The following is a 23167-nucleotide window of genomic DNA, read 5'->3' as shown; positions in this document are numbered from 1 at the left end:
ATTAAGGTAGGTTTAATACCTGCCTTATTTGGTAGTAAAGCGTATTTTTATTTAGCGTGCTGCTCTAATAAACTAAAGGTCGGTAAGCGCCATTTAAAGCGTATTGATGCCATACGTATTAAGTACCCTGCAACAAGGCTTGCAATAATGCTGATGTTGTCATCAATATTGTAATGGTGTAGTGCCAAGTATAAACAGGCAACAAGTAACGATACACTCGCGTATAGCTCGTTATGTAATACCAGCGGCGCTTGGCGACATATTAAATCACGTAGTAACCCACCAAAAACACCCGTTACAACCGCAGCCACTACACAAATACCGTAATGCAGGCCCATATTTAGGCCAACTTGGCAGCCAATAATACTAAAGGCAGCTAAACCAAGGGCGTCTAGGCGCATAAAAATGCCCTTAAATTTAACCACCCACTTAGCAAGCCACGTAGTGACAATACCGGCAATACAGGTAATTAATAAATATTCAGGGTGCTGTACCCAGGTGAGCGGGTAATTGCCTAGTAAAATATCTCGCACGCTGCCACCACCAATGGCCGTAGCACTGGCAACCAGTACAACACCAAACCAATCCATTTTCATACGCCCAGCACTAAGTGCGCCGGTCATGGCTTCTGCGGTAATACCAATAATATAAACAACGGTTAGTAACATGAGATAATCACTTAAAATACGTGCGTAAAAATAAGGTGTGGATTGTATAGATAAATTAAGTAAATAACGAATGAAAAATCGTACTAAAAACGGTTAATTTAGATAGAAATAACTAATAACAAAACTGAGTGTAAACAAGCTGTTAAGCTGGTGGGTGAGTACCTAATGGTTGATATGAATTAAAGGACATTTGGCCGCAAATTATAAATAAAACAGGTCAGGTTTAGTTGTTTTAGCGCGTTTATTTTTAGGCTGAATTTAATAGTTGAGTTAATTAGGTAAAGCGTAAAAAATTAACGCAACATGAATATTTAGTTGCATGGTTTTAATTTAGGAACGTATAATAATAAGTGTTAACTAAATGGAATTTGCGTAAAACGCAGCTTAAGCAAAATAGGCGGATACATGCACAAGGGATTGTTAAAAACGTGGAAAACTGACAAAGGGTTTGGTTTTATTAAATCAGACACCCTAAAACACGACACGTTTATACACATATCAGCGCTTAAACACATGAGCCGCAAGCCAAAAGTTGGCGACACCATTTATTTTGAAGTTGCTACGCAGCCAGATGGTAAAACCAAAGCAATTAATTGCCGCATAGAAGGCGTTACAGAGCTTAAAGCACCTTACCAAAAACACAAACAACAGCCGCACCGCATTGCTAAATCTAATTTTGCTAGTAGCTTTTTAGCTAAAGTCGCGTCAATTAGCATTATCGCCGTGCTTGGCTTTATCGCAGTAAATAAATACAACACTCACTCAAGCAGCCAAATTCCTGTTATTACAAATGACGATTTAGCTACCTTTGATGAACAATACCCTAAAGTCGTTATTCCTAAAAGCACGCAAAATTTTACGTGTGATGGCAGGCAGTATTGTACTGAAATGCGCTCACGCGAAGAGGCGGTGTTTTTTATTAATAACTGCCCGAATACAAAAATGGATGGCGACGGTGATGGTAATCCTTGTGAGAACGATACAAGGTTTCAAAATGAATGGTAATTTTAGAAACCGATTAGTTAAAAGTTAAATTTAAAATAGGCTTTACTGTATGCTGTATATAAATACAGTGATGCGCAATCTACCCCATAAAATTATTAAAATGGGTTATAGGGTTAAATAATAAAGGCTACTGAATGGCAATTGTTATTGTCTAATTATAAACGAGTTGTTTGGTGTAATTATCGAACAACGTAACATATGCCGTTTTGGGGGGTTATAACCCCCCAAAGTAGGGTTCAATAAGCTGTTATGCGCCATCATCATAAATTTAACCATGTAAGGATCTCCTAAATGTATAAGGTAGTACAAACTAAAGCCCTTAATAAATGTTTTAGAAAATTATTAAAACATGGAAAAAAAGGCAAAGATGCAACCGTTAAAGTAAGAGCCGCTCAAAGTGAAGCGGCTACAGAAGGCGCAATAACTTCGATTAATAGAACTAAGAACGGTGAAACAAGATTAGATAATGTTGAAAAGTATGATCTTGGTGGTGGGTATCGATTAGTTGTACAGCTTGTAGAAGAAAACTTGAAAACGCGAGCTTTTCTTTTTGCTGGTGATCATGATGATACTCAAGAGTGGCTTGATAATCATAAAGACTACAAATGGATTAAAAACAATAAAGACCAATCGTTAGATTATGTCCAAATATCAGAAAAGGATCCTGAAAAAACAAAAATTGTAAATCCAGAAGTTGATTCAGCTGAATCTCTCAGAGACTTGCCTTTATTGAGACATTTAACGATAAAAGACTGGGATTTGTTAGGTATTGCTGAAGACCTAAAAACATATGCTATGTCAATAAACGCAGAGTCTTGGGAATGTGATCCAAATAGCATTCTAGAGCATATTGAAGGTATTTCAGATACAGATTCCGCTATTTTGTTTGATGACTTATTTACCCATTCCCATCTATCTGAGCTAAAAGAATTATCTAATAGGGTTCTATTTGAGATTGGTATTGCTAGTGTAACTCAAGGTCAGGAATTAGCTATAATTATTGATCAACCTCAAAATAGTGAAGTCTTTGTAACTTGGGATGAAGTCAGTAAACTTCCAGAAAATGCGAGTTGGGCTGATTGGTTGTTATTTCTACATCCAGAACAAAAAGAAATAGCAATAAAAGACTTTAAAGGTCCTGCTAGACTGCGAGGAGTATCTGGTAGTGGAAAAACCTGCGTTATGCTACATCGTGCTAGGTATCTTGCTAAAAAATACAGAAAACCGATTTTATTAGTAACATTAACTGAAAGCATGAGAAAGTTACTGGACTCTTTAATAAAAGAGTTATGCGGAGTAGAAGGCTCACTTATTGAAACTTCAACAATACAAAGCCTTGCCCAAACAATAACTAAAGAACTACACCCAAAAGGTGAATCAGCTTACCGTCAACTGAATAGTGGTGATTTAATTCATGAAATTGACTTAAAAGTATTGAATTTTGTAAAAACTCACGAAAATTTTAAATCTGCAAGACTAGGAAAATTAGACCATCAGGCACTAAAAAAGTTTGTAGAAGAAGAAGTCTACTTTATCAGAAGTAGACTTCAATATTCAGAGTTCAATGAGTATTTAGATGTCAAATCTTTTAAAAGGCATGGACGAAAAATACGTTTAAGTGCAGAAGGAAGAAACGTATTTCTAGATGCTGCGAAATACAAAGCATCCCAGCTAAAAGAGATTTTTAAAATTGATTATGAGGGTACAGTAGCTGCAGCAAACTCATTAATCAAGGGATGCAAAGAGTCTTTAGAGAGTTTCGGCTGGGCAAGTGTAGATGTAGAAAAGTTGGAATCAAAAAGAGTGAACTATGCCCCTTATAGGTGCATTCTTGTCGATGAAGTACAAGATTTATCTCAACTTGAAGTTTCAATGATAGGGGGGTTAAGGGAGTCCTCTGAAAATACGATTTCAAGTATAAATGATGGCTTATTCCTTGTTGGCGATGGAGCACAAACTATTTACAATAAAGGGTTTGTCCTAAAAAACTGTGGAGTTAATGTTTCTAATAGAAGTTTTGTTCTGAAGAAAAACTACCGAAACTCTAAAGAAATCATGTCTGCATCATATGCATTAATTGAAAAATATGAATTTGCTGATGTTGATGAGGATAATATTGCTAAACCAACTAAACCAGACTTTCCTACAAAAGTTAGTGAGAAGCCCTTTATCATCAAATGTAAAAATATTGAAGATGAAATAAATTTTGCTTGTAATAAGGTAAATGAGTTAATTAGAGAGTTTCAGGACATTGAAAGTACCGAATTATATCCTGAAATCTGTGTTATTGGGTTAAATCGAAGAGTAAGAGATGGGATCGCTAAAAAATTAAAAGAAAACTCAATCAAAAGCAATGAGCTTAAGCAGACGGTTGGTATTGATAATACTGATAGTGTTGCTATTAGTACGATTGAGTCGGCTAAAGGTCACGAATTTCAGCACGTATTTATAGTTGGTGTAGTCGAAGGGGTTATGCCTCATAAGTATTCACAAGATTATGATATAGCAAGAGATGCATCTAGACTTTATGTGGCAATGACAAGAGCACAGGAGAGTCTGTTCATTTCTTATAATAAAGAAACGGGCAGTAATGCAAGTCGTTTTTTAATCGATATTCAAGAGCATTGTAATGAGTTTGATTGGAAAAACATGCAGTTAGAAATGATTGCATAGAGAGCGCATAATCGGGTAGCCGGAGGTCTCCAACCTCCAGCCCCCACACCACCCATCACGCGGGTCCGCAAATGCAAATTATCAAGACACCAATGCAAATTATCAAGACACCCACTCTAGAAAAAATTAATAAGACACCCATTCTAAATTTTGCACTTTTCAAAGTTAGAGGCTAGCCTTTATTTAGTGCAAAAAACAAGCAGGGTGTCTTATGGCAATTGCAAGAAAGCGTCAAGTAAGTTTGGTTGATACAAAATACTACCATTGTATTTCACGCTGTGTTCGTCGTGCATTTTTATGTGGAGAAGACCGTTTTACTGGTCAATCTTACGAGCATCGACGAGGGTGGGTTGAAGATAAGCTACTTGAGTTAGCGAAGGTATTTTGTATTGATGTATGTGCTTACGCCGTAATGAGTAATCACACCCATTTAGTCCTGTATGTTGACGATAAAAAAGCAAATAGGCTAAATGATAAAGCGATTATCATTCGCTGGCATAAGCTTTGTAAAGGCACATTGTTAACGCAAAAATATGTACAAGGTGAAAAGTTAAGTAACGTTGAGCTCATCTTTTTCAACAAAACGGTCAAACAATACCGGGAACGCTTATCAAGTATCAGCTGGTTTATGCGGCTATTAAATGAAGACATTGCGCGCAGAGCAAATAAAGAAGATAACTGTACTGGTAGGTTTTGGGAGGGGCGCTTCAGGTCACAAGCACTGCTTGATGAAGCCGCACTTGCAGCCTGTATGGCGTATGTAGATTTAAACCCCATTAGAGCTAAAATGGCTAACACCCCAGAAGGGTCAGACCATACCAGCGTACATAAGCGCTTAACATGTGGGGCAGAAGGTAAACAGCCTAAACAGTTACTACGTTTTGCAGGCATGCCACGTCAGATTATGCCTAAAGGGCTACCGTTTGAGCTTAAATCGTACCTAGAACTTGTTGAGTTAACAGGGCGAATAATACGAGAGGATAAACGCGGGTATATTGATAATATGAACCTTTCTTTGCTAGAAAGAATTAATATATCCCCTGAAAACTGGTTAAAACTCACCACACAATTTACGCGTGTATTTCATGGCGCAGTAGGCAGACCCACTTCACAAGTAAGTTACTGTGAAAATTTAAAGCGTAAACGGCGATCAAATGTTAGCAATTGCGAAAAGCTACTCGCATAAAACTTAAGCTACTCAGTAAAACTATTCAGTAATAAATCACAACTGCATTATGCAGTTGTTTTCATGCGTGTAATTTAGGTTTAATAGGGCTAATGACTTATTTAACGGATGAAATAAAGTGACTCAGTCATAAAAGATAAATTTTGAACTTGAAGAGCAAATATTAGTGTCACAGTTTTGTTAGCTCAATAAGAGTGGCTGTCTAGTTTGGTTGTTCGTATAGCTCGTTATGTAATACCAGCGGCGCTTGGCGACATATTAAATCGCGCAGTAAGCCACCAAATACACCGGTTACAACCGCAGCCACTACACAAATTCCATAATGCAGCCCCATATTTAGTCCCACTTGGCAGCCAATAATACTAAAGGCAGCTAAACCAAGGGCGTCTAGGCGCATAAAAATGCCCTTAAATTTAACCACCCACTTAGCGAGCCAAGTAGTCACAATGCCCGCTATGCAAGTAATTAATAAATACTCTGGGTGTTGTACCCACGTAAGCGGGTAATTGCCTAGTAAAATATCTCGCACGCTACCACCGCCAATTGCCGTGGCGCTGGCAACAAGTACAACACCAAACCAATCCATTTTCATTCTGCCTGCGCTAAGTGCGCCGGTCATGGCTTCTGCGGTAATACCAATAATATAAACAACGGTTAGTAACATGAGATAATCACTTAAAATACGTGCGTAAAAATAAGGTGTGGATTGTATAGATAAATTAAGTAAATAACGAATGAAAAATCGTACTAAAAACGGTTAATTGAGATAGAAATAACTAATAACAAAACCGAGTGTAAACAAGCTGTTAAGCTGGTGGTTGGGCGTGCAATGGTTGATATGAATTAAAGGACATTTGGCCGCAAATTATAAATAAAATAAGCTGAGTTTTAGTTGTTTTTAGCGCGTTTATTTTTAAGCTGAATTTAATAATTAAGTTAATTAGGTAAAGCGTAAAATTAACGCAACATGAATATGTGGTTGCATCGTCCTAATTTAGGAACGTATAATAACAAGTGTTAACTAAATGGAATTTGCGTAAAACGCAGCTTAAGCAAAATAGGCGGATACATGCACAAGGGATTGTTAAAGACGTGGAAAACCGACAAAGGTTTTGGTTTTATTAAATCAGACACCCTAGAGCACGACACGTTTATACACATATCAGCGCTCAAACACATGAGCCGCAAGCCTAAAGTGGGCGACACCATTTATTTTGAAGTTGCAACGCAGCCCGATGGTAAAACCAAAGCAGTTAACTGCCGCATAGAAGGCGTTGCAGAGCTTAAAGCACCTTATCAAAAACACACACAACAGCCGCATCGCATTGCCAAATCTAATTTTACCAGTAGCTTTTTAGGTAAAGTTGCCTCAATAGCGCTTATTGCTGCACTTTGTTTTTATGCGATTAATAAATACAACGCTCACTCAAGCAGCCAAACACCTATTATCACCAATGATTTAGCCACCAATGACGATTTAGCTACCTTTGATGAAAAATACCCAAAAGTCGTTATTCCTAAAAACACGCAAAATTTTACGTGTGATGGCAGGCAGTATTGTACTGAAATGCGCTCACGCGAAGAGGCTGTATTTTTTATTAATAACTGCCCGAATACAAAAATGGATGGTGATGGCGATGGAAAACCTTGTGAGAACGATACAAGGTTTGAAAATGAATTGTAATTTTATAAATCGATTAGTCAAAGGTTAGGTTAAGTAAAAATAGAACTAATTAATGGCTGTGTATAAATATAGCCATGTAAGTTTTGTCCCATAACATTATTGAAAGTCGTTTTGGGGTTAAATAACAAAGGCTACTGATTAGCAATTGTAATTATCTGTTTATAAATGAGTTGTTTGGTGTAATTATCGAACAACGTAATATACGCCGTTTTGGGGTGTTATAACCCCCCAAAGTGGGGTGCAATAAGCTGTTAACCCGAAATCATAGTGAGTCATAATGCCACGGAAGCTAATTATATTTGGAAATGGGCTAGGAATGAGTTTATGCCCAGAACATTTCTCATTACAAAACGCTCTTAATAACATCTGGAATAGAGATGGTGTTTTAACTGACGAACAAAAACAACTGATCGCTCGTTGTCTTGGAAAGGATGGGCCACCAGAAGGCGAAGATGAGCTTGATCTATTACACCAAGCTATATCCTACTGTAAGTCATTAAATAGAATTGGAGATGGAGATATACATTGGCTAACTGAAGACGGACAAAGTTTTCCTGAGATAACAGCCAAATATATCCATAAAGTTGCTACGTTTTTACATAATTATGATGGTGAATTACCACCTGACTTTTATGAACCACTTATTGAGTTTGTTAAAGGCACTAAATCACATGTTGCTACATTGAACTATGACAAGCTTTTATATAATTCTTTTATCGATAACGATGTATTCAATGGATATAACGGATATTTAGTCGATGGCATGATTGACCAAGGTTTTTCATCAGAAACTTTAGTTAGAATGTATGGCAATAATTTTGGATATTATTTGCATCTGCATGGTTCTCCATTATTTGTTGAGCGTGGAAATAGTATTTCAAAGTTACCTAGACAAAATCTTACTCTTAATCGAGATGAACCAAGTCAGCATATCGTTCTTACACATGTTAAACATAAGCCTGCAGTAATTTCTGCATCAGGGGCTCTATCGACATACTGGAGTTATTTACGTTCAGCGCTTGAAGAAGCCGAAGAAGTTATTTTGTTTGGTTATTCAGGTTTAGATGAACATCTAAATGTATTATTAAAACCGTATTTAAAGCATACAAGAAACCGAATTGTTGAGTGGGATGGCGCTGGAGCTCAAGATGAAAGGGAAGCTTTTTGGTTGTCAGAGTTAGGTAGTGATTTAACTACTGTTGTCAGGCTGAACAATATAACAGACTTCGTTGATTGGTAATTAAATCGGGTTAACAAGGTATTTAAACGGAACTAAAACAGTGGGTTAGGTTTCGCTTCGTTACACATTATAACCCACTATTTTAGTCCGCTTAATGCGGCGTTAGCTGCATGGGGAATCAGCCTTGTCGAATAAAAATGATATAGAATCAGCCAATAAGAGTGATCTTATAGCCTCTGTCGGAAAATCAGTTATGGGAGCGGTTCCATTTGTTGGACCACTATTATCAGAACTTGTAGACTCATTAATTCCAAATCAGCGTATCGATAGACTGACTAAATATGTCACCGAATTAGAAAGACGACTATCAAACACAGACGAAGAAAGTATTCGACAAAAAGTTAAACAGGAAGAGTATCTATCCCTAATCGAGGATGGGTATATTCATGCTTCAAGAGCAATTACCAATGACCGCAGAACGTATATAGCCTCAATTGTTGTTAATGGTTTATCTGATGATGAAATTGAAATTGACTCATCCAAATATCTATTAGGTTTATTATCGGAATTAAATGATACCGAAATAATTTGGCTTAGATTTTACCTTCACCCGACACTTGCTGGGGATGAAGAGTTTAGGGAAAAACATGCGAACATTCTCAATTTTGCTCCCGCGTATGTAGGTTCTGGAGAACGAGAGTTGAATAAGTCGGCACTACAAGAGAGTTATAGAGACCATCTAGAAAGATTAGGTTTAATTCAAGGGCATATTCGAACTGATCACGAAACTGGTTTACCAAGTTTTGATACGATTTCGGGAAAGCCTGAAGTTAGCTATACAGACACAACACACCTAGGGCGTATGCTGTTACGCCAAATAGGTATTACAGATGAATAATGCAGCTAGCAAGTTGCTTAAACGGACAAAAAACAGTTGGCTTTTGTTCGTTCCTCACTATTTTAGCCAACCATTTTTAGCCGCTTAGCAAAGCGTTATGAGCTATGAGGAAGCTGATGAGAAATCGAATTACCAGAGCGTTAAGAAAACAAGTATTTGATGAAGCTAATTGGAAGTGTGAATATTGCGGAACTAAGCTCGATGAGTCGAATAGTGCAATAGATCACAAGCATCCTAGAAGTAAAGGTGGAAGTGATTCGAGAGAAAATCTGGCAGCTGCATGTAGGATGTGCAATGCTAAAAAATCAGATAAATTATTCGATGAGTTTTCTGCTCCAATAGCTAAAAAAGCCGCTATGGCTTGGGTGCATGCTTATATAAAATCACCGAAACTGACAAGTATATTATCAGTAATACTTACAGTTGTTGGGATGATATTCGCAGTTTATTCCAATCAAAAAATCGAGTTTCAAAGAGAAGAAAGTATTGCCAAGAATTTAAACTTCAAAACTCAGATAGAACAATTAGATAAAACAGAAGACAGCTTAAAACAACTATTAACTTTTATTGAAATTCAAAAGAACCAGGTAGCGGAAAATCAAAGGTCATTAGAGATTTTAGTTGAAGAACAGACTAAATTGGAACCACTCGTTAACGCAGATAAAAAGGTAGTTGAGGCGCTACTCAGTGTACAACAGCTAAAAGCAAAGGAATTAGCGACAAATGAGAAAGTTTTTGGTTTTATCTCTGGTGTTATTGCGTCGATATTGGCATCAATAGTGATTATAATCGTACAGTACTTTTTTAGAGTTCGACGTGAAAGCTTATAATCGGGTAGCCGGAGGTCTCTAACCTCCAGCCCCCACACCACCCATCATGCGAGTTGTAGTGGTAAAGTAATTTTGGCCACCTATTAAGAAAGAAATGTTATGCTATTTGCACAATTAATAAGACACCCATCTTAAATTTCAGCTTAGTCAGCAGTGCAGAGCAAGTTTTCGGAGTATTAAAAAATGGACTTTGTTATATGCTTAATTTTATTTTTATTGTTCTATATTTTAGTCAATTATATCCAAAGCATTATTGGGTATTACCCTAAACTAGCTAGAGAATATAAAACGGATTTAATTATTTCTGATTCCTCACTTTTAAAATCAAGCAGTATGTACTTTACGAATGTGGCAGATATTTCTCGTGAGAAAAACAGTGAATATCGGACTTGGCTAAATATCAAATCATTTCAGCAAGGTATATTTATAAGCCAAAAACGGATGTTGATTCTACTATTTCCCAGGAGTTTTTTAATACCATGGGAGCAAATTAGTTTAATAAAAGAAAAAACTAATTTTCTTAAAAATCAATATCTTTATAAAGTCGAATGTAAAAAAGAACCTGTTTATATCATTACGAAATTCGATTTATTAAAAAGCGTAAGTAACAAGAATTTACGAGAATAAATGAAGTCAAATCTTGACTTCACACACCAAAGCTTAACTGAGTTAAATCGCTTTGATATAAGCCATTATCCTCTTTAAAAGCGAAGCGCCTCATAGCCTCTTTGTGAATTTATCAAAAAAAAATAAGATGGCTGTCACTTTAAACGTAAAACATCGGCGAATTAGGTTCTCTAATACACGCCGATGTTTATAACTTATCTAAGTAACTACCTTACTTATAAGGTATTAAGCCTTAGTCTTGTTTACGGTTAAGACCAAATAAGCAGATTGCCAATAGTAACGTTGCAATCATGCCTGAGGCGCCAGCAACACCTGATGGAAGGAATCCATCACGGCCACAAGTAAGTAAAATACCATTGGCTAACATTGCAATTGCGCCTGCAAGGGCTGTAAGGCTACCTATGGCTTTGCCGCCTTTAGCGATAAATGATAGGCCAAATACAAGTGCTGCTAATCCCAATAATAATTTAGCTGCGTAGTAAATCATGAATGACAACGATACCACGCCACCAATTAAAGGTTGTGCGCCTTCTACTGTGCCTGCAACTTTGCCAAATGTTGAAAACAACGTAAGGCCAACGCTTACCTGCACTATATTAAGTACTGCGCTAAACGTGATAGCTGACCAGCCTAGTTGAGCATTTTTTGCTTGCACCATAGCAGAACCTGCAAAGGCAACAAGTAAAGTAAATATCAGTGCTTCTAGCCCCCAAGCCACCTGCCTTGAAAAGCTAATTTCAGCACTGTAAAGGGCTGAATAAATACCCTGTGATACCGCCAATATTAACAATAACGATGCTGTAATTAGGGTGGTGCGTTTATGTGTAAATTCCATTATGGACCTCTTTTGATTTTATATTTGTCGCTTTCAACAGGTGTTGCGAGTTTGAATGTATCAAACTGCTTAGTCTTTGTATTTAAATAGCGTTTATCGTTGTAGGTATAAGACAGGTAAAGCGAGTTAATTATTTCACTTAAATCTATAAAAGTATTAATTAATAACAAATTAGCTCAGGTTACGGCTTTTAATTAAACTTAACTTTGCAAAGTTGCTTTTATTTAAGCCATGTACGCTAATAAAACACGGCGCTTTGCACCCGTTTAGTGAATTAGCTTTAAATTACCAAACGGGCACTAATTTGAGTATGCAGTAAACTGGCTTATTACTAATTTTGTTAAGATAAAAACCTAAAATTAGACCAGTCACTTAATGCGATAATAGTTTGCTCTGTAGGCGGGGCTATATAGATTAAACCTGCAATGGCAATAACCGATGCCAACGTGATTAATTTATTATCTAAGTCGGCTATTTTTAAAGCCGTACCAAAAGAGCGTTTAATGGTGACATTATTCAAATCGACACTGTAAAGTTCATCAAGTAATAAATGAATTAACCCACCGAGTAAAATAAACCCACCTGTTAACCAGGCAAAAGTAGCGGCATGTGCGGTTGTTTGGTCGTTTAGTTTCCACGTTACTTGGGTTGTTAATAACGCGCATAGCAATAAAAATAGTAAAGAGTGGCAACTACCTCTATGTACTGTGATCCATTCAAAAATGGGTCTAATAATGTATTTCATAAACCCGTACACTAATAGCGGGACTACTATTAACTTAACAAAACTAATAGTAATAATAAGCTCGGTGGTTATGTAATGCAGCACCAGTAATACAGCGCTCAGTGCAAATAAGTTAAAAATAGTATCGAGTGATGTGGAGTTATCTGAATCTATGTCGGGTAATAAACCGCCGATAGAGCCTAAAAACCATAACCAAAGCGCGCCGTTTAAATCAACATGGCCTGCAGATAATAAAGTGGCTGAACCTAAACCGGTGACGATGACTGCAGTATTAAGATGAGTATTGAAATTTGCCATTGTATCTCTTGATAGAAAAATAGGTTGGCATTCTAGCAATCAAAAACTTAATTGTTCAATGTACTTTATAGGTTGGGCTTAAAATATGTTTTTGTTAGTTTAATTAACCGTGGTTTATTACATCAACGTGATATTTGAATCGACGAAGTGATAACTTTTGCCGTTTATTACTACTCGCTATTTTTAAACTCATCGAAAAATGCAATTTGCCCTCGGCCAGTTTCTTTAATGTGGTAGAGCATGTTGTCTGCGTTTAGCATTAACGCAACTAGTTCGTTACCATCATTTGGGGCTACTGCAATACCTATGCTTGCACCTACTGCGCACGTTTTATTTTGCGCAATATTAATATCATGTTTTAACTCACTGAGTAGGGCGTTCGCTTTTTGTTGTGTTGCCGCTTTATCGTAGGTTTTAATTTGCTGAGCAACGATAAATTCGTCACCCCCTAGGCGGATACACATGTCGTTTTTTTCGTGAAACAGTGTTTTAAATCTGTGTGCTATTTCAATGAGCACTTTGTCGCCGGCTTCGTGGCCATAGGTGTCGTTAATGGGTTTAAACTTATCTAAATCAATCATCATAAGCACTAAGTGTTCATTATGTTTAATACATTCACGCAGTGTTTTTTTAAGGCGTTTTTCACCGGCACGCCTGTTTAATAAGCCGGTGAGCGGGTCGTGATCGGCTTCAAAACGGGTTTGCAGTTCGCGCTCTGCGCGCTCGGTTACATCGTGTAAAATTACTTCTACTAGTTGCTCTTGTTTAGGGCTTCGTTTACTTTCTCTTTGGTCTGTTAATCTTACAAATAAGCAATGAAACCACACCGTTTTGTAGCCAACCTTACACTCAATATCTAAGGTGGTTTGTGGTGGGTTTTGAGTAGAACGAATATCGTCCAGTAGGATTTGTAATTCTTCTACGTTGCTTAGTAACTCAGGAAAATGCAAGGTAGGTAACTCTTTTTCACCAGGTACAGTAAAGTAATGCTTAAATGCAGGGTTAAATGTGGTGATAATATTTTTGCTATCGAGTAAACAAATACCTGCGCTGGCTTGTTCAAAAATAAGTCTAAACTTGGCTTCTAGCTCTTGGGTTTTTTTACGCAGCGTTTGCTCATTACTAATCGTTAAATGCAGCTCGTTCATTAAGGCATTTATACCGTGTGTTAAACGGCTTATTTCGTCTCGCTTGCCTTGCTTAAAGGTCAGCATTTTAAGGGTTTCTGGCTCGCATGGATTTATTTTAGCAAAGCTATCGGTCAGGTTTTGAATAGGTTGAGTAAGCCAACGTTGTACTACTAGCGATACAAAAAATGCGATAACAATAGATTGAATTAACATTAAAATGAATTCTTTTTTAAGCGCTGCTTGTGCTTGTTGCTGTATAAATTTATCGTCGGGGTATATTGATAATATCCCTATATAGGTGTCATCTAAAAAAGGGTGAGCAAGCTTAACTAACACCGCTTCTTTTTGTTTATTAATAGTGCCGTTGGCAATAAATAACGCCATGTCGCCTTTTGCGTTTGTTTCACCTTCTAGGCTTGCGCCTTGTACTAAGTCGTTACTTAGTAGGCCGTTGATTATTTCTTGACTTAATTCTTTATCGTTTAAATAAGCAGCTATGGCGGCTGTTTTTTCCATTGTTTGCGCTAACTGTTGAACAAGTAAGTAGTTGGTGTTTTTCTTTTCTTTATAGCCTGAATAATACGACAGCATAGAAGAGAGTAGAGACACAACAATAGCAACTAACGCAATTGATATTGCGACACGTATGTAGAGTTTTTGGCTAATAACTTTAATCAAATTTGTATACCACTTTTACGGCATCTGAAACTTGCGATAGCGGAATGTAGCCAATGGCAAATTGTGATGATGCAATTTTTTTTATTGCGTCCTCTACCGATGTTGAAGGAGAGGGAGGGTTTGCACGCCCTGAAAATAACAGCCTTGCCCAATACGCATTTATTTTTTGCTCGTCTTTATTAACCAGTTTTAAGTAAAAGTCGTTTTTTAAAGTTGATTGCGCGGGCAAATCAATTGGTTTTGAAGTTTCACCATCAGGAAAAGTTAAATACCGGCCCATGTAAATATCAATAACTTCTCGTTTTGATAATGCGTTAATCGTATTTTTTTTATTAACGACGACCACAAATTCTGTCGATTTAGCACAAAAGCTCACAACAAGCAGGCACAAAGGCAGCAAGGCATTTATAAATAGGTTGCGAGGGCTCATCATTAAAACACCATACTAGCATTTAGACTAAGTATGTGTACTTTGTGCCCCTTATCAACGTCTGAAGGTTTACTAAGGCTCCATAGGCCAGCGCCTTGAGGCTTTATATCAAAGCGGTCTAACTGGGCTTTTAATGCTACGCGCTCAGACAGTTGCCATTTTACACCTACGTTAATTGAGTGTTGGTGAACATTGGTAATTTTAAAAGCAGACTGGCTGGCAACTGCGAGCTGCTGTATTGGCACTGTAAATTGTTCAGGAGTACTTGGCGCAAAAGCGGGATCGTTTACTTTTATTACATCATGACGGTGTTTAGCCGCTGAAAAACCGGTGTAAAATATTGCGTTGTCTACTCGGTAACCTGTACTAATGTAGCCACTAAGAACTGATGGGGCAACTATCCAATCAGATTCTGAAATACCTAGCTCAGACTGAATAAGCCAATTGTTATGATCGTAAGTAAGCCCAAACGCAGCGTATTCTATACTGTTGCTTTTGGTGTTAAATTTGCTTGATATTTTTTGTGCATGCGGCCATAAACTTTGTGGTACGGCATCAAGTGCGGCTAAATACTCATCTAAAACAGTTGACTTATAATCTCCAAAGTCTGATTTCGATAATGAAAAACGCATAGTCCATGCATCTAAAGAGTAGGTTGCGCTAAAAGTTGTTAAGTTTTCAAAATCAATAAAGAAGTCGTCATTATAGGCTTGTAGCTTGGCTGTTGTACTACCATAAGCAAGTTTTAAACGTAAAAAACCGTCGTTAAAGGCTTTGCTGTATTCAACATCTATACCGTCGAAGTTTCCTGCAAGGTTTGCAAACGAGTAGTACGAATGCGGCGGGCGTACCCATAAATAGGCATACCCTACGTAAGGATATTCAGACAGTAAGTAAAGCTCGCTGTTCAACCTACCAGCACGAACAGCCCAATGGCGCGAGGGACGATAACGCACAAAGGCGAGTTCTAAAAAATTATCAAAGCTTTTAAAAGCATGATCTTGAATGACAACTTGAACCACAGAGTCCCAATTTTTGGCCAATGATATATTAGCCTGCCCACCTAATATTGAATCTCGCGTTGCTGAAAAGCCAGAGTCGTTGACATTTGAATAATTCGATGCAAAGCCAATATCTGAATCGTCCGTGTAGCTGAGTGTTAAGGATGCAAAACCGCTAAATTGTACGTCTATGTCGTTTGCATAGGTTTTATTAGCAGCGGAAATTGCCAATATTGCTATGGCAATTGTACCTCGGAACAACATGTTAGCCCGTATTTTTGAAATGTAGATAATAAAAAGATAGCACAATTTATTAAATTACCAACGTGATCAACATGGTCTTTAACTAAATCCGTAAGAATGATGAATTTAAGAAAATGACATTATTTAGCATTAGCGCAAAATTTTGATTGTTTAACGTTAAATTATGTATAAAACGTAACTGATACAGGTAGTTAAGTACATGCAGATTAGTTAGCTACATATATAAAATGCGAAGTAAACGTATTTACAATAGGCTTTGTAACTTACAGATATATTTTATATCGTTTGTTAATGATTTGAACGTTATATTGTTGCATTTAAATATTGATATAGTATAACATTCGCCGAATTCTAATTCATGAAAGAGCTTGAATGTGACAACACACCAACCGGTTAACCACACATCTAATAATGTTTCTACAATTGCAGAACAATCAAATAATCAAAATAATGACAATAAGAGTGCTAATTATAAAGCGATTATTGAAGTGGACTCGCTTAGTTTTAGTATTAAAAACAACGCTATATTAAAAAACTTAAACTTTACTGTGGGCTCAGGCGAAATTTACGCATTACTTGGCGGTAATGGGGCGGGTAAATCAACCACGTTAAAAACGTTACTGGGCTTTAATAAACCAACGCAGGGTTCGGTACGAGTAGCGGGTAAAGAGGTGATTAAATCACTTGATTTTGTTCGTGGTAAAACGGCGTACTTACCAGAGTCTGCAACGTTGTACCCGCATTTAACAGCACGCGAAAACATAAAATACTTTTTATCACTTGCAGATATTAATAAAACAGACGAGCAGATTAACGCCGCGTTTAAGCGTGTTGCTTTGCAAGAAGGGGCGTGGGAACGCCCTATGCAAACGTACTCTAAAGGCATGAGACAAAAAACCGCGATTGCATTAGCTATTTTACGTGAAGCACCGATATTTTTACTTGATGAGCCTACATCAGGCCTTGATCCTGTTGCCATTGATGAGTTTAACCAGTTAGTACGTGAGCTTGCATTATCAGGCGCCACTATTTTAATGGTTACACACGATGTTTATGGCGCCTGCCAAGTAGCAAACCGAATTGGTTTACTAAGAGCGGGTGAGCTGGTGGGCGAATTTGACGCGCCCGAAAACGGCCGTATTGATACTGAACAAGTGCATGCAGCCTTTGCGCAAAGAGGCGCGTAATGAGCATAAATAACTTATCAAAAGTGGTTATAGTTGCCAAAGATGAATGGCGCTATTGGCTACGCTCAAAACTAGCAATGACCGTGCTGGCTATTGGTTTATTGCTAACGCTTTCATCGGTAGTGGTTACCGCCATTACTATGCATGAACTTAGCCATGCTCGCCATGAGCTTCAATCAAATGCTGAGCAAAGCTTTGTTGATCAGCCCGATCGTCACCCGCACAGAATGGTGCACTATGGGCACTATGCATTTAGAACGCCTTCACCACTGAGCACGCTCGACCCAGGTATTGACGCTTACACAGGTAACTCAATATTTTTAGAAGGGCATAGGCAAAACAGCGCCATGTTTGCCGACCAACGACAAGGCACAGCACTTACCAAATTAGGTAGTTTAACGCCTGCTTTTATTGTGCAAACATTAGCGCCGTTACTTCTTATATTAATTGGTTACAGCTCTATTAGTCGTGAGCGTGAATCGCAAACGCTTTCATACTTATTAGCGCAAGGCACATCGGGTACTACATTAATAGTCGGTAAAGGTTTAGCGCTACTTTCTGTTGTAGGTTTGATTATAGCGCCACTGGCAGTATCGGCTTTATTTACGGTATCTACGGGCGAAAGCTTACTAGCAGTTACAAGTTTTGTTGTAGGTTACGCGTTATATTTAACCGTGTGGGTCTTACTCATTTTATTAGCATCGAGCGTGTTTAGTAAAAATAGTGGTAGCTTTACGGCACTTGCGTTTGTGTGGATTTTACTGTGTATTGTTATGCCGCGTGTTGCAAGTACGAGTGCATCAACAGCTGTACCATCAACGGGCAAAATAGAAACCGACTTTGCAGTTAAAGCTGAGCTTAGAAAACTAGGCGATGGCCATAACACGAACGATCCTGCTTTTAAGCAATTTAAACAATCACTCCTTGAAAAGTACAACGTAAATAGCATTGATGAGCTGCCAGTAAACTTTAGAGGGTTAGTGGCCAGTGAGTCAGAGGCAAAACAAACCGATGTACTGAACCAGTTTGCCGAGCAGCGTATGCAAGCTGAGCTTAAACAAACGCAAGTATCACGTTATTTTGGTTGGCTTTCACCTATGGTGGCTATTCGCTCGCTCTCTATGATTGTTGTGGGTACAAGTATAGAAACGCACCACCGATTTTTACGCGAAACTGAGCAACTACGTTTTGATTTTGTGCAAGGGCTTAATAAAGTTCACATTGAAAAACTTAACTACCAAGACGACATGAACCGCAATGCCAATGCCGCAGCAACTCAAAAAGCACGCGTAAGCGCTGATAATTGGCAAATTCTTCAAGCCTTTAACTTTAATGTAGATAGCGCAAATATTCGCGCACAAAGAAGTGTACCTGCTTTTTTACAATTATTGCTGTGGATCGCAGTGTTAGTAGGCGGTATTAAATTTGTAGGGAAGCGTTTGTCATGAACTATTTAATTAAGCAATTTACGCGTGAATGGGGCTTTTTACTGCGCCAAAAATACGTAGTGGTGTTACTGCTTTGTAGCCTTGTTTTATCTGGTTTTGCTATTTACAGCGGGCTAAGCGAAGTAAGCGCGCAGCAGCAAACTATTGAGCGTTTAAAAGCTGCAGATCAGAGCGATCGCGCTAACGTACAGCAAAAGCAAAACGATGCGGGTATGTTAGCGTATTACAGCTTTCATTTAACGTACTCTCAGCCATCTAACCTTGCATTTGCTGCATTAGGTGAGCGCGATATTTTCCCGTGGAAGCACCGCATTAATTTGTTGGCGCTTGAGGGGCAAATTTACGAAAGCGATGCACAAAATGCTGAGCTGGCCCAAGCCGGAAAAATAGACTTTGTGTTTGTAATTAGTGCGCTTGCGCCACTGGTTATTATTTTGCTGTTTCATGATTTATTTGTAAGCGAGCGCACAAGCGGCAGGCACGATTTACTCGTTACTACGGCTAAGTCTTACTTTGCTTTATGGGGCGCACGCATAACCGTTAGGTTTGTAGCGGTAATAGTGTGTTTAATGCTGCCATTTTTTGTGGGTGCTTTTATAGCTGGAGCAAGCGCCTTTGAAGTGGGGTATGTATCGCTTTTATGCATTGCATACCTTGCCTTTTGGGCGGTGCTTAGTGTGTGGCTAGGTAAAAATGCAACCAGTGCGCCGCGTGTTGCTTCAAGCTTAATTGGTTTGTGGGTGTTATTTGCTTTTATTATTCCTATTTTAGGCGACCTTGCTATTAATAAAGCGGTGCACGCTCCTAATGGTGGCGACATTGTGCTTACCCAGCGTGAAGCGGTAAACGACGCGTGGGATTTACCTAAATCAACCACCATGAATGCTTTTATTAAAGAGTACCCAGCACTTGCGCCTTACGTTGATATGAGCAGTGAATTTGAATGGAAATGGTATTACGCATTTCAGCAAATGGGGGACTTAAAAGCGGCAGAACTTTCACAAGCCTACCGCGATGCAGCCGCTAAAAAATATGAGCTAGCGGGCACTGTATCTTGGTTGTCGCCACCGCTTTTATTACAACGTAGCCTAACGCGCGTAGCTAGTACCGACTCAGTGGCAGCTTATAACTACGAGCAGCAAATTAGAGATTACCATCAACAATTGCGCGAGTTTTATTACCCGTGGTTATTTTACAAAGGCGACCCAACTAAAACGGCGCTTAAAAACATGCCACGCTTTGAAAGCACCACGCAAACTAGCAAATAAAAATACAGCGTTAAACATAGCTGTTTAGCGCAATAACATATTTAAAACACAACTATAAAATACGTACATTACTCACAAGGTAAAACATGAAAACCAATACAAAAGGGCATAAGCTCAGCTATTTAAGTGCTTGTTTAGTAAGTTTGTTTAGCAGCCAGATTATGGCCGCTGAGCAAAAGCAGCAAGTTAAAAGCGTAACGGATGACGCAATTGAAAAAGTAACCGTTGTTGCAACTCGCCAAGCTTACCAAGGTAACTTTAGCCCTTTAGAAACACCGCAATCGGAGCTTAAAATAGATTTAGAAGCCCTCGAAAACGCTGGTGCAGTAAGCCTTGATCAAGCACTTGATTTATCAGCCTCTGTTGCGCGCCAAAATAACTTTGGTGGGCTTTGGAATAGTTTTGCATTACGTGGTTTTGTAGGTGATGAAAACCTACCAAGTAACTACTTAGTAAATGGCTTTAATGCTGGGCGTGGTTTTGGTGGCTCGCGTGACTTATCTGGTATTGAATCGGTTGAGGTTTTAAAAGGCCCACGCGCGGCGTTATTTGGCCGTGGTGAACCAGGTGGTACAGTAAACTTAGTTACTAAACGCCCAACGTTCGATACCGCAGGTGAAATTAAACTCTCTGTAGGTAGTTTTGATACTTATCGCGCCGATGTTGATTATACAACGCCGCTTAACGACGACGTAGCAATTAGACTGGTTGGTTTTTACGAAGACGCCGAAAGCTTTAGAGATACCATAGAAACCACTAAGCAAGGTTTTAGTCCATCAATAGTATGGAATATTAATAACAATAGCCAACTAATATATGAGCTTGAATATTCAGACCAAGAAGTCCCATTTGATAGAGGCGTATTAGCAATAGATGGCGAACTTGGTTTAATTCCTGAAAGTCGCTTTTTAGGTGAGCCGGGCGATGGCCCAATTGAAGCTGATGTACTAGGGCATCAATTAGAGTACATTCATGATTTTGATGATAACTGGAGCATTTTATTTGGTGCAAACTTTCGTGATACCTCTATGGAAGGCTTTGCAACCGAAACCGGTTTTGGTGGCGTAGTAGATGGCGAAGTAAACCGATTTAGACGCTATCGGGATTACGATGCCACATATCAAGTATTGAGAGCTGAAGTGAGCGGTAACGTTAACCTCGCAGGCTTTGAAAATCGTTTAATAATCGGAATAGATGCCGATAAATTTAAAAATGATCAGTTTGCACTGCGTGTACGTGGCGACCAATACATTAATGTATTTGACCCTGTTTACGGCGCGTATGAACTACCAACGCCAACAGCTAATACTGATCGTGTAGAAATTCAAGAGTCGGTAGGGGTATTCATTCAAGACCAAATAAGCATTACCGATAAGTTAGATATTCGCATTGGTGCACGTTTTGATGATTATGAGCAGCGCTTAAATAACCGCTTAGCCAACACCAACACTAAACAAACTGAGTCACGTGTGAGCCCACAGTTTGGTGTGGTGTATGAAGCAAGCGGTTATGTATCTGTTTATGGAGCTTATGGCGAAAACTTCCGTCCGCTTTCGGGCGCTGATGCTAATGGTGATGGTTTTGAGCCAAACCAGTCTACATCTGCTGAGGTGGGTGTTAAATTTACGCTAAACGATGGCGCCTTATTTGGTACTGTTGCTGTGTTTAAAGTAGAGCAAGACAACATGCTTGTTGTAGACGATGCAACTGCGTTTACTTACGCAGCTATTGGTGAAGCACAAAGTAAAGGAATAGAGATTGATATTACAGGTGAGCTTACTGATACATTAGAAGTGTGGGCGTCGTATGCTTATACTGATGCAACAATCGAAAACTCATTTTTTGATGCCAACTTTGGTTACACAGTAGAGGCGGGTAGCTCGTTATTAAACATACCAGAGCAACAGCTTAGCTTGCAATTGGTTAAATCGGCCGCTTTATACGGTAAAGCTATAAAATTTGGTGGTGGTTTAATACATGTTGGTAAGCGTAATGGTTTTTTTGGTACCGACTTTGAACTACCAAGTTACACAACCGCGCGTGCTTTTGTAAATTACGATGTAACAGATTCGATTGGTATTACAGCTGAAGTAAATAACCTGTTTGATGAAACGTATTATACAAACTCGTTTGCTGATGCGTGGGTACAACCTGGTACACCTAGAAACGTTAAGTTCTCTGCATCATATAAGTTTTAAGTTTTAAATTTTTAATTTTAAATTCAAAACTAGAAAAGGCTGCTTTAATTAAGCAGCCTTTTGTTTACTTGAATTAATTATTCTAGGTATTTATCAAATATTTGTTTGTACTCGCCGGATTCTTTGAGTTTTTTAAGTTGTACATTAAAGTCATCTCGCACTTTTTTAGAGTTAAATAAATACCCATTAGGGCTTTTACCAAACAAAGCAAACCTATCAATCTTTTGTGTTGTATCAATATCTTTTATATTTGTGCGAAAGTAGTTAAAGCTATGTTTGTCCATTTGTATTACATCAACCTTGTCTAAGTACAAAAACTTCACTTGAAGCGACTGGTCGTGGATTTCATTATAACGCGGGTTAGCTTTAACCATATGTGCATACTCATCCCCTAGGTGAAGAGCAGCACTTGGCCAAGACAGTAAACTATAACTTTTTAAATCGGTTATTTTACTAAGGTTAATGTTATTTTTACTTAAAGCGACCGCTACATTTTCGTATGTGTAGGATTCGTTTGATAAATAGCCTTTTAGAAGGCTTCCGTTGGCGGTATTTAAATTAATATCTGCTATTACATCAATTTTTTCTTTTTTGTAGTCTTTAGCTCGCCTTGAATAAGGGTAATAAAGCGCCTCAATTTTATACCCCAGAGGTGTTAATGCCGCTGTAATAATATCTACCGTTAACCCACTATTTGATTGAGGAAATACAAAAGGAGGGAGTTTTTCACCAAAGCCTACAACAAGCTTTTGTTGAGTGGTTGAGGCACTAACGAAAGGGGATATTAGTAATGTGGCTATTATTATGGTGTTTAACGTCATTTTTTCTGCAATAAATTAACTATTAATATTAAAAGGTAGTAACTAACGGGTTATGCAACAAGTAAAAAGCCCATTAAACTAACAATTAATTAGCGTTAATGGGCTGAGTTATCT

General features: G+C 38.3%; 19 protein-coding genes and 1 pseudogene. 12 read left to right on the top strand and 8 right to left on the bottom strand.

Annotated elements, in window-relative coordinates:
• Positions 1-47: 47 nt before the first annotated feature.
• A complete protein-coding gene (locus tag J8L71_RS04325) occupies positions 48-668 on the bottom strand; it encodes a trimeric intracellular cation channel family protein (RefSeq protein WP_154944503.1) in 621 nt (206 codons plus the stop codon).
• 405 nt (positions 669-1073) lie between these two features.
• Between J8L71_RS04325 and J8L71_RS04320 the strand changes: the two genes are divergently transcribed.
• The 3 genes from J8L71_RS04320 (at position 1074) to J8L71_RS04310 (ending at position 5532) form a co-directional block, all read left to right on the top strand.
• Positions 1074-1673, top strand: a complete 600-nt coding sequence (locus tag J8L71_RS04320) for a cold shock domain-containing protein (protein ID WP_210999432.1) — start codon at positions 1074-1076, stop codon at positions 1671-1673.
• A gap of 291 nt (positions 1674-1964) precedes the next feature.
• A complete protein-coding gene (locus J8L71_RS04315; RefSeq protein WP_210999431.1) occupies positions 1965-4346 on the top strand; it encodes a 3'-5' exonuclease in 2382 nt (793 codons plus the stop codon).
• Positions 4347-4557: 211 nt separating this feature from the next.
• Positions 4558-5532 carry a transposase gene (locus J8L71_RS04310; protein WP_210999430.1) on the top strand — a complete coding sequence of 325 codons (975 nt, stop codon included), beginning with the start codon at positions 4558-4560 and terminating at the stop codon, positions 5530-5532.
• Positions 5533-5749: 217 nt separating this feature from the next.
• Here the strand turns inward: J8L71_RS04310 and J8L71_RS04305 are convergent.
• Positions 5750-6196: pseudogene (locus J8L71_RS04305) on the bottom strand (trimeric intracellular cation channel family protein); the annotation flags it as partial.
• 405 nt (positions 6197-6601) lie between these two features.
• Between J8L71_RS04305 and J8L71_RS04300 the strand changes: the two are divergent.
• The 5 genes from J8L71_RS04300 (at position 6602) to J8L71_RS04280 (ending at position 10751) form a co-directional block, all read left to right on the top strand.
• A complete protein-coding gene (locus J8L71_RS04300) occupies positions 6602-7216 on the top strand; it encodes a cold shock domain-containing protein (protein WP_210999429.1) in 615 nt (204 codons plus the stop codon).
• 277 nt (positions 7217-7493) lie between these two features.
• Positions 7494-8456, top strand: a complete 963-nt coding sequence (locus J8L71_RS04295; RefSeq protein WP_282098385.1) for a DUF4917 family protein — start codon at positions 7494-7496, stop codon at positions 8454-8456.
• A gap of 124 nt (positions 8457-8580) precedes the next feature.
• Positions 8581-9294: a hypothetical protein gene (locus J8L71_RS04290; RefSeq protein WP_247655197.1), complete on the top strand. Its 714-nt coding sequence runs from the start codon at positions 8581-8583 to the stop codon at positions 9292-9294.
• A 116-nt stretch (positions 9295-9410) separates the two neighbouring features.
• A complete protein-coding gene (locus J8L71_RS04285) occupies positions 9411-10124 on the top strand; it encodes an HNH endonuclease signature motif containing protein (RefSeq protein WP_210999427.1) in 714 nt (237 codons plus the stop codon).
• A gap of 183 nt (positions 10125-10307) precedes the next feature.
• Entirely contained in the window at positions 10308-10751 is a 444-nt protein-coding gene (locus J8L71_RS04280; RefSeq protein WP_210999426.1) for a hypothetical protein, read from the top strand.
• Positions 10752-10983: 232 nt separating this feature from the next.
• Here J8L71_RS04280 and J8L71_RS04275 read toward each other — a convergent pair whose 3' ends face one another.
• The 5 genes from J8L71_RS04275 to J8L71_RS04255 all read right to left on the bottom strand — a co-directional run bounded on the left by J8L71_RS04275 (position 10984) and on the right by J8L71_RS04255 (position 16131).
• Entirely contained in the window at positions 10984-11586 is a 603-nt protein-coding gene (locus tag J8L71_RS04275; RefSeq protein WP_210999425.1) for a thiamine biosynthesis protein ThiC, read from the bottom strand.
• A gap of 340 nt (positions 11587-11926) precedes the next feature.
• A complete protein-coding gene (locus J8L71_RS04270; protein WP_210999424.1) occupies positions 11927-12628 on the bottom strand; it encodes a metal-dependent hydrolase in 702 nt (233 codons plus the stop codon).
• A 170-nt stretch (positions 12629-12798) separates the two neighbouring features.
• Complete coding sequence (locus J8L71_RS04265) at positions 12799-14436, bottom strand: diguanylate cyclase (protein ID WP_210999423.1); 1638 nt, start codon at positions 14434-14436, stop codon at positions 12799-12801.
• Positions 14429-14869, bottom strand: a complete 441-nt coding sequence (locus J8L71_RS04260; protein WP_210999422.1) for a hypothetical protein — start codon at positions 14867-14869, stop codon at positions 14429-14431. The genes J8L71_RS04265 and J8L71_RS04260 overlap by 8 nt, the downstream gene beginning before the upstream one ends.
• Positions 14869-16131 carry a hypothetical protein gene (locus tag J8L71_RS04255; RefSeq protein WP_210999421.1) on the bottom strand — a complete coding sequence of 421 codons (1263 nt, stop codon included), beginning with the start codon at positions 16129-16131 and terminating at the stop codon, positions 14869-14871. The genes J8L71_RS04260 and J8L71_RS04255 overlap by 1 nt, the downstream gene beginning before the upstream one ends.
• 422 nt (positions 16132-16553) lie before the next feature.
• On the opposite strand from J8L71_RS04255, the gene J8L71_RS04250 reads away from it, so the two are divergent.
• The 4 genes from J8L71_RS04250 (at position 16554) to J8L71_RS04235 (ending at position 22232) form a co-directional block, all read left to right on the top strand.
• On the top strand, positions 16554-17318 hold the full coding sequence (locus tag J8L71_RS04250; RefSeq protein WP_210999655.1) for an ATP-binding cassette domain-containing protein: 765 nt from the start codon (positions 16554-16556) through the stop codon (positions 17316-17318).
• Positions 17318-18766, top strand: coding sequence for a DUF3526 domain-containing protein (locus tag J8L71_RS04245; RefSeq protein ID WP_210999420.1), 1449 nt, complete (start codon positions 17318-17320; stop codon positions 18764-18766). Before J8L71_RS04250 ends, J8L71_RS04245 begins: the two co-directional genes overlap by 1 nt.
• Positions 18763-20034 carry a DUF3526 domain-containing protein gene (locus tag J8L71_RS04240; RefSeq protein ID WP_210999419.1) on the top strand — a complete coding sequence of 424 codons (1272 nt, stop codon included), beginning with the start codon at positions 18763-18765 and terminating at the stop codon, positions 20032-20034. The genes J8L71_RS04245 and J8L71_RS04240 overlap by 4 nt, the downstream gene beginning before the upstream one ends.
• 86 nt (positions 20035-20120) lie before the next feature.
• On the top strand, positions 20121-22232 hold the full coding sequence (locus J8L71_RS04235) for a TonB-dependent siderophore receptor (RefSeq protein WP_210999418.1): 2112 nt from the start codon (positions 20121-20123) through the stop codon (positions 22230-22232).
• Positions 22233-22309: 77 nt separating this feature from the next.
• Here J8L71_RS04235 and J8L71_RS04230 read toward each other — a convergent pair whose 3' ends face one another.
• On the bottom strand, positions 22310-23053 hold the full coding sequence (locus tag J8L71_RS04230) for a transporter substrate-binding domain-containing protein (RefSeq protein ID WP_210999417.1): 744 nt from the start codon (positions 23051-23053) through the stop codon (positions 22310-22312).
• Positions 23054-23167 lie beyond the last annotated feature (114 nt).

Origin of the sequence: Pseudoalteromonas sp. MMG007 (genome assembly GCF_018100985.1) — a bacterium.
In the GTDB taxonomy this organism is placed as follows: domain Bacteria; phylum Pseudomonadota; class Gammaproteobacteria; order Enterobacterales; family Alteromonadaceae; genus Pseudoalteromonas.
This window is presented reverse-complemented; position numbering and strand designations above follow the sequence as displayed.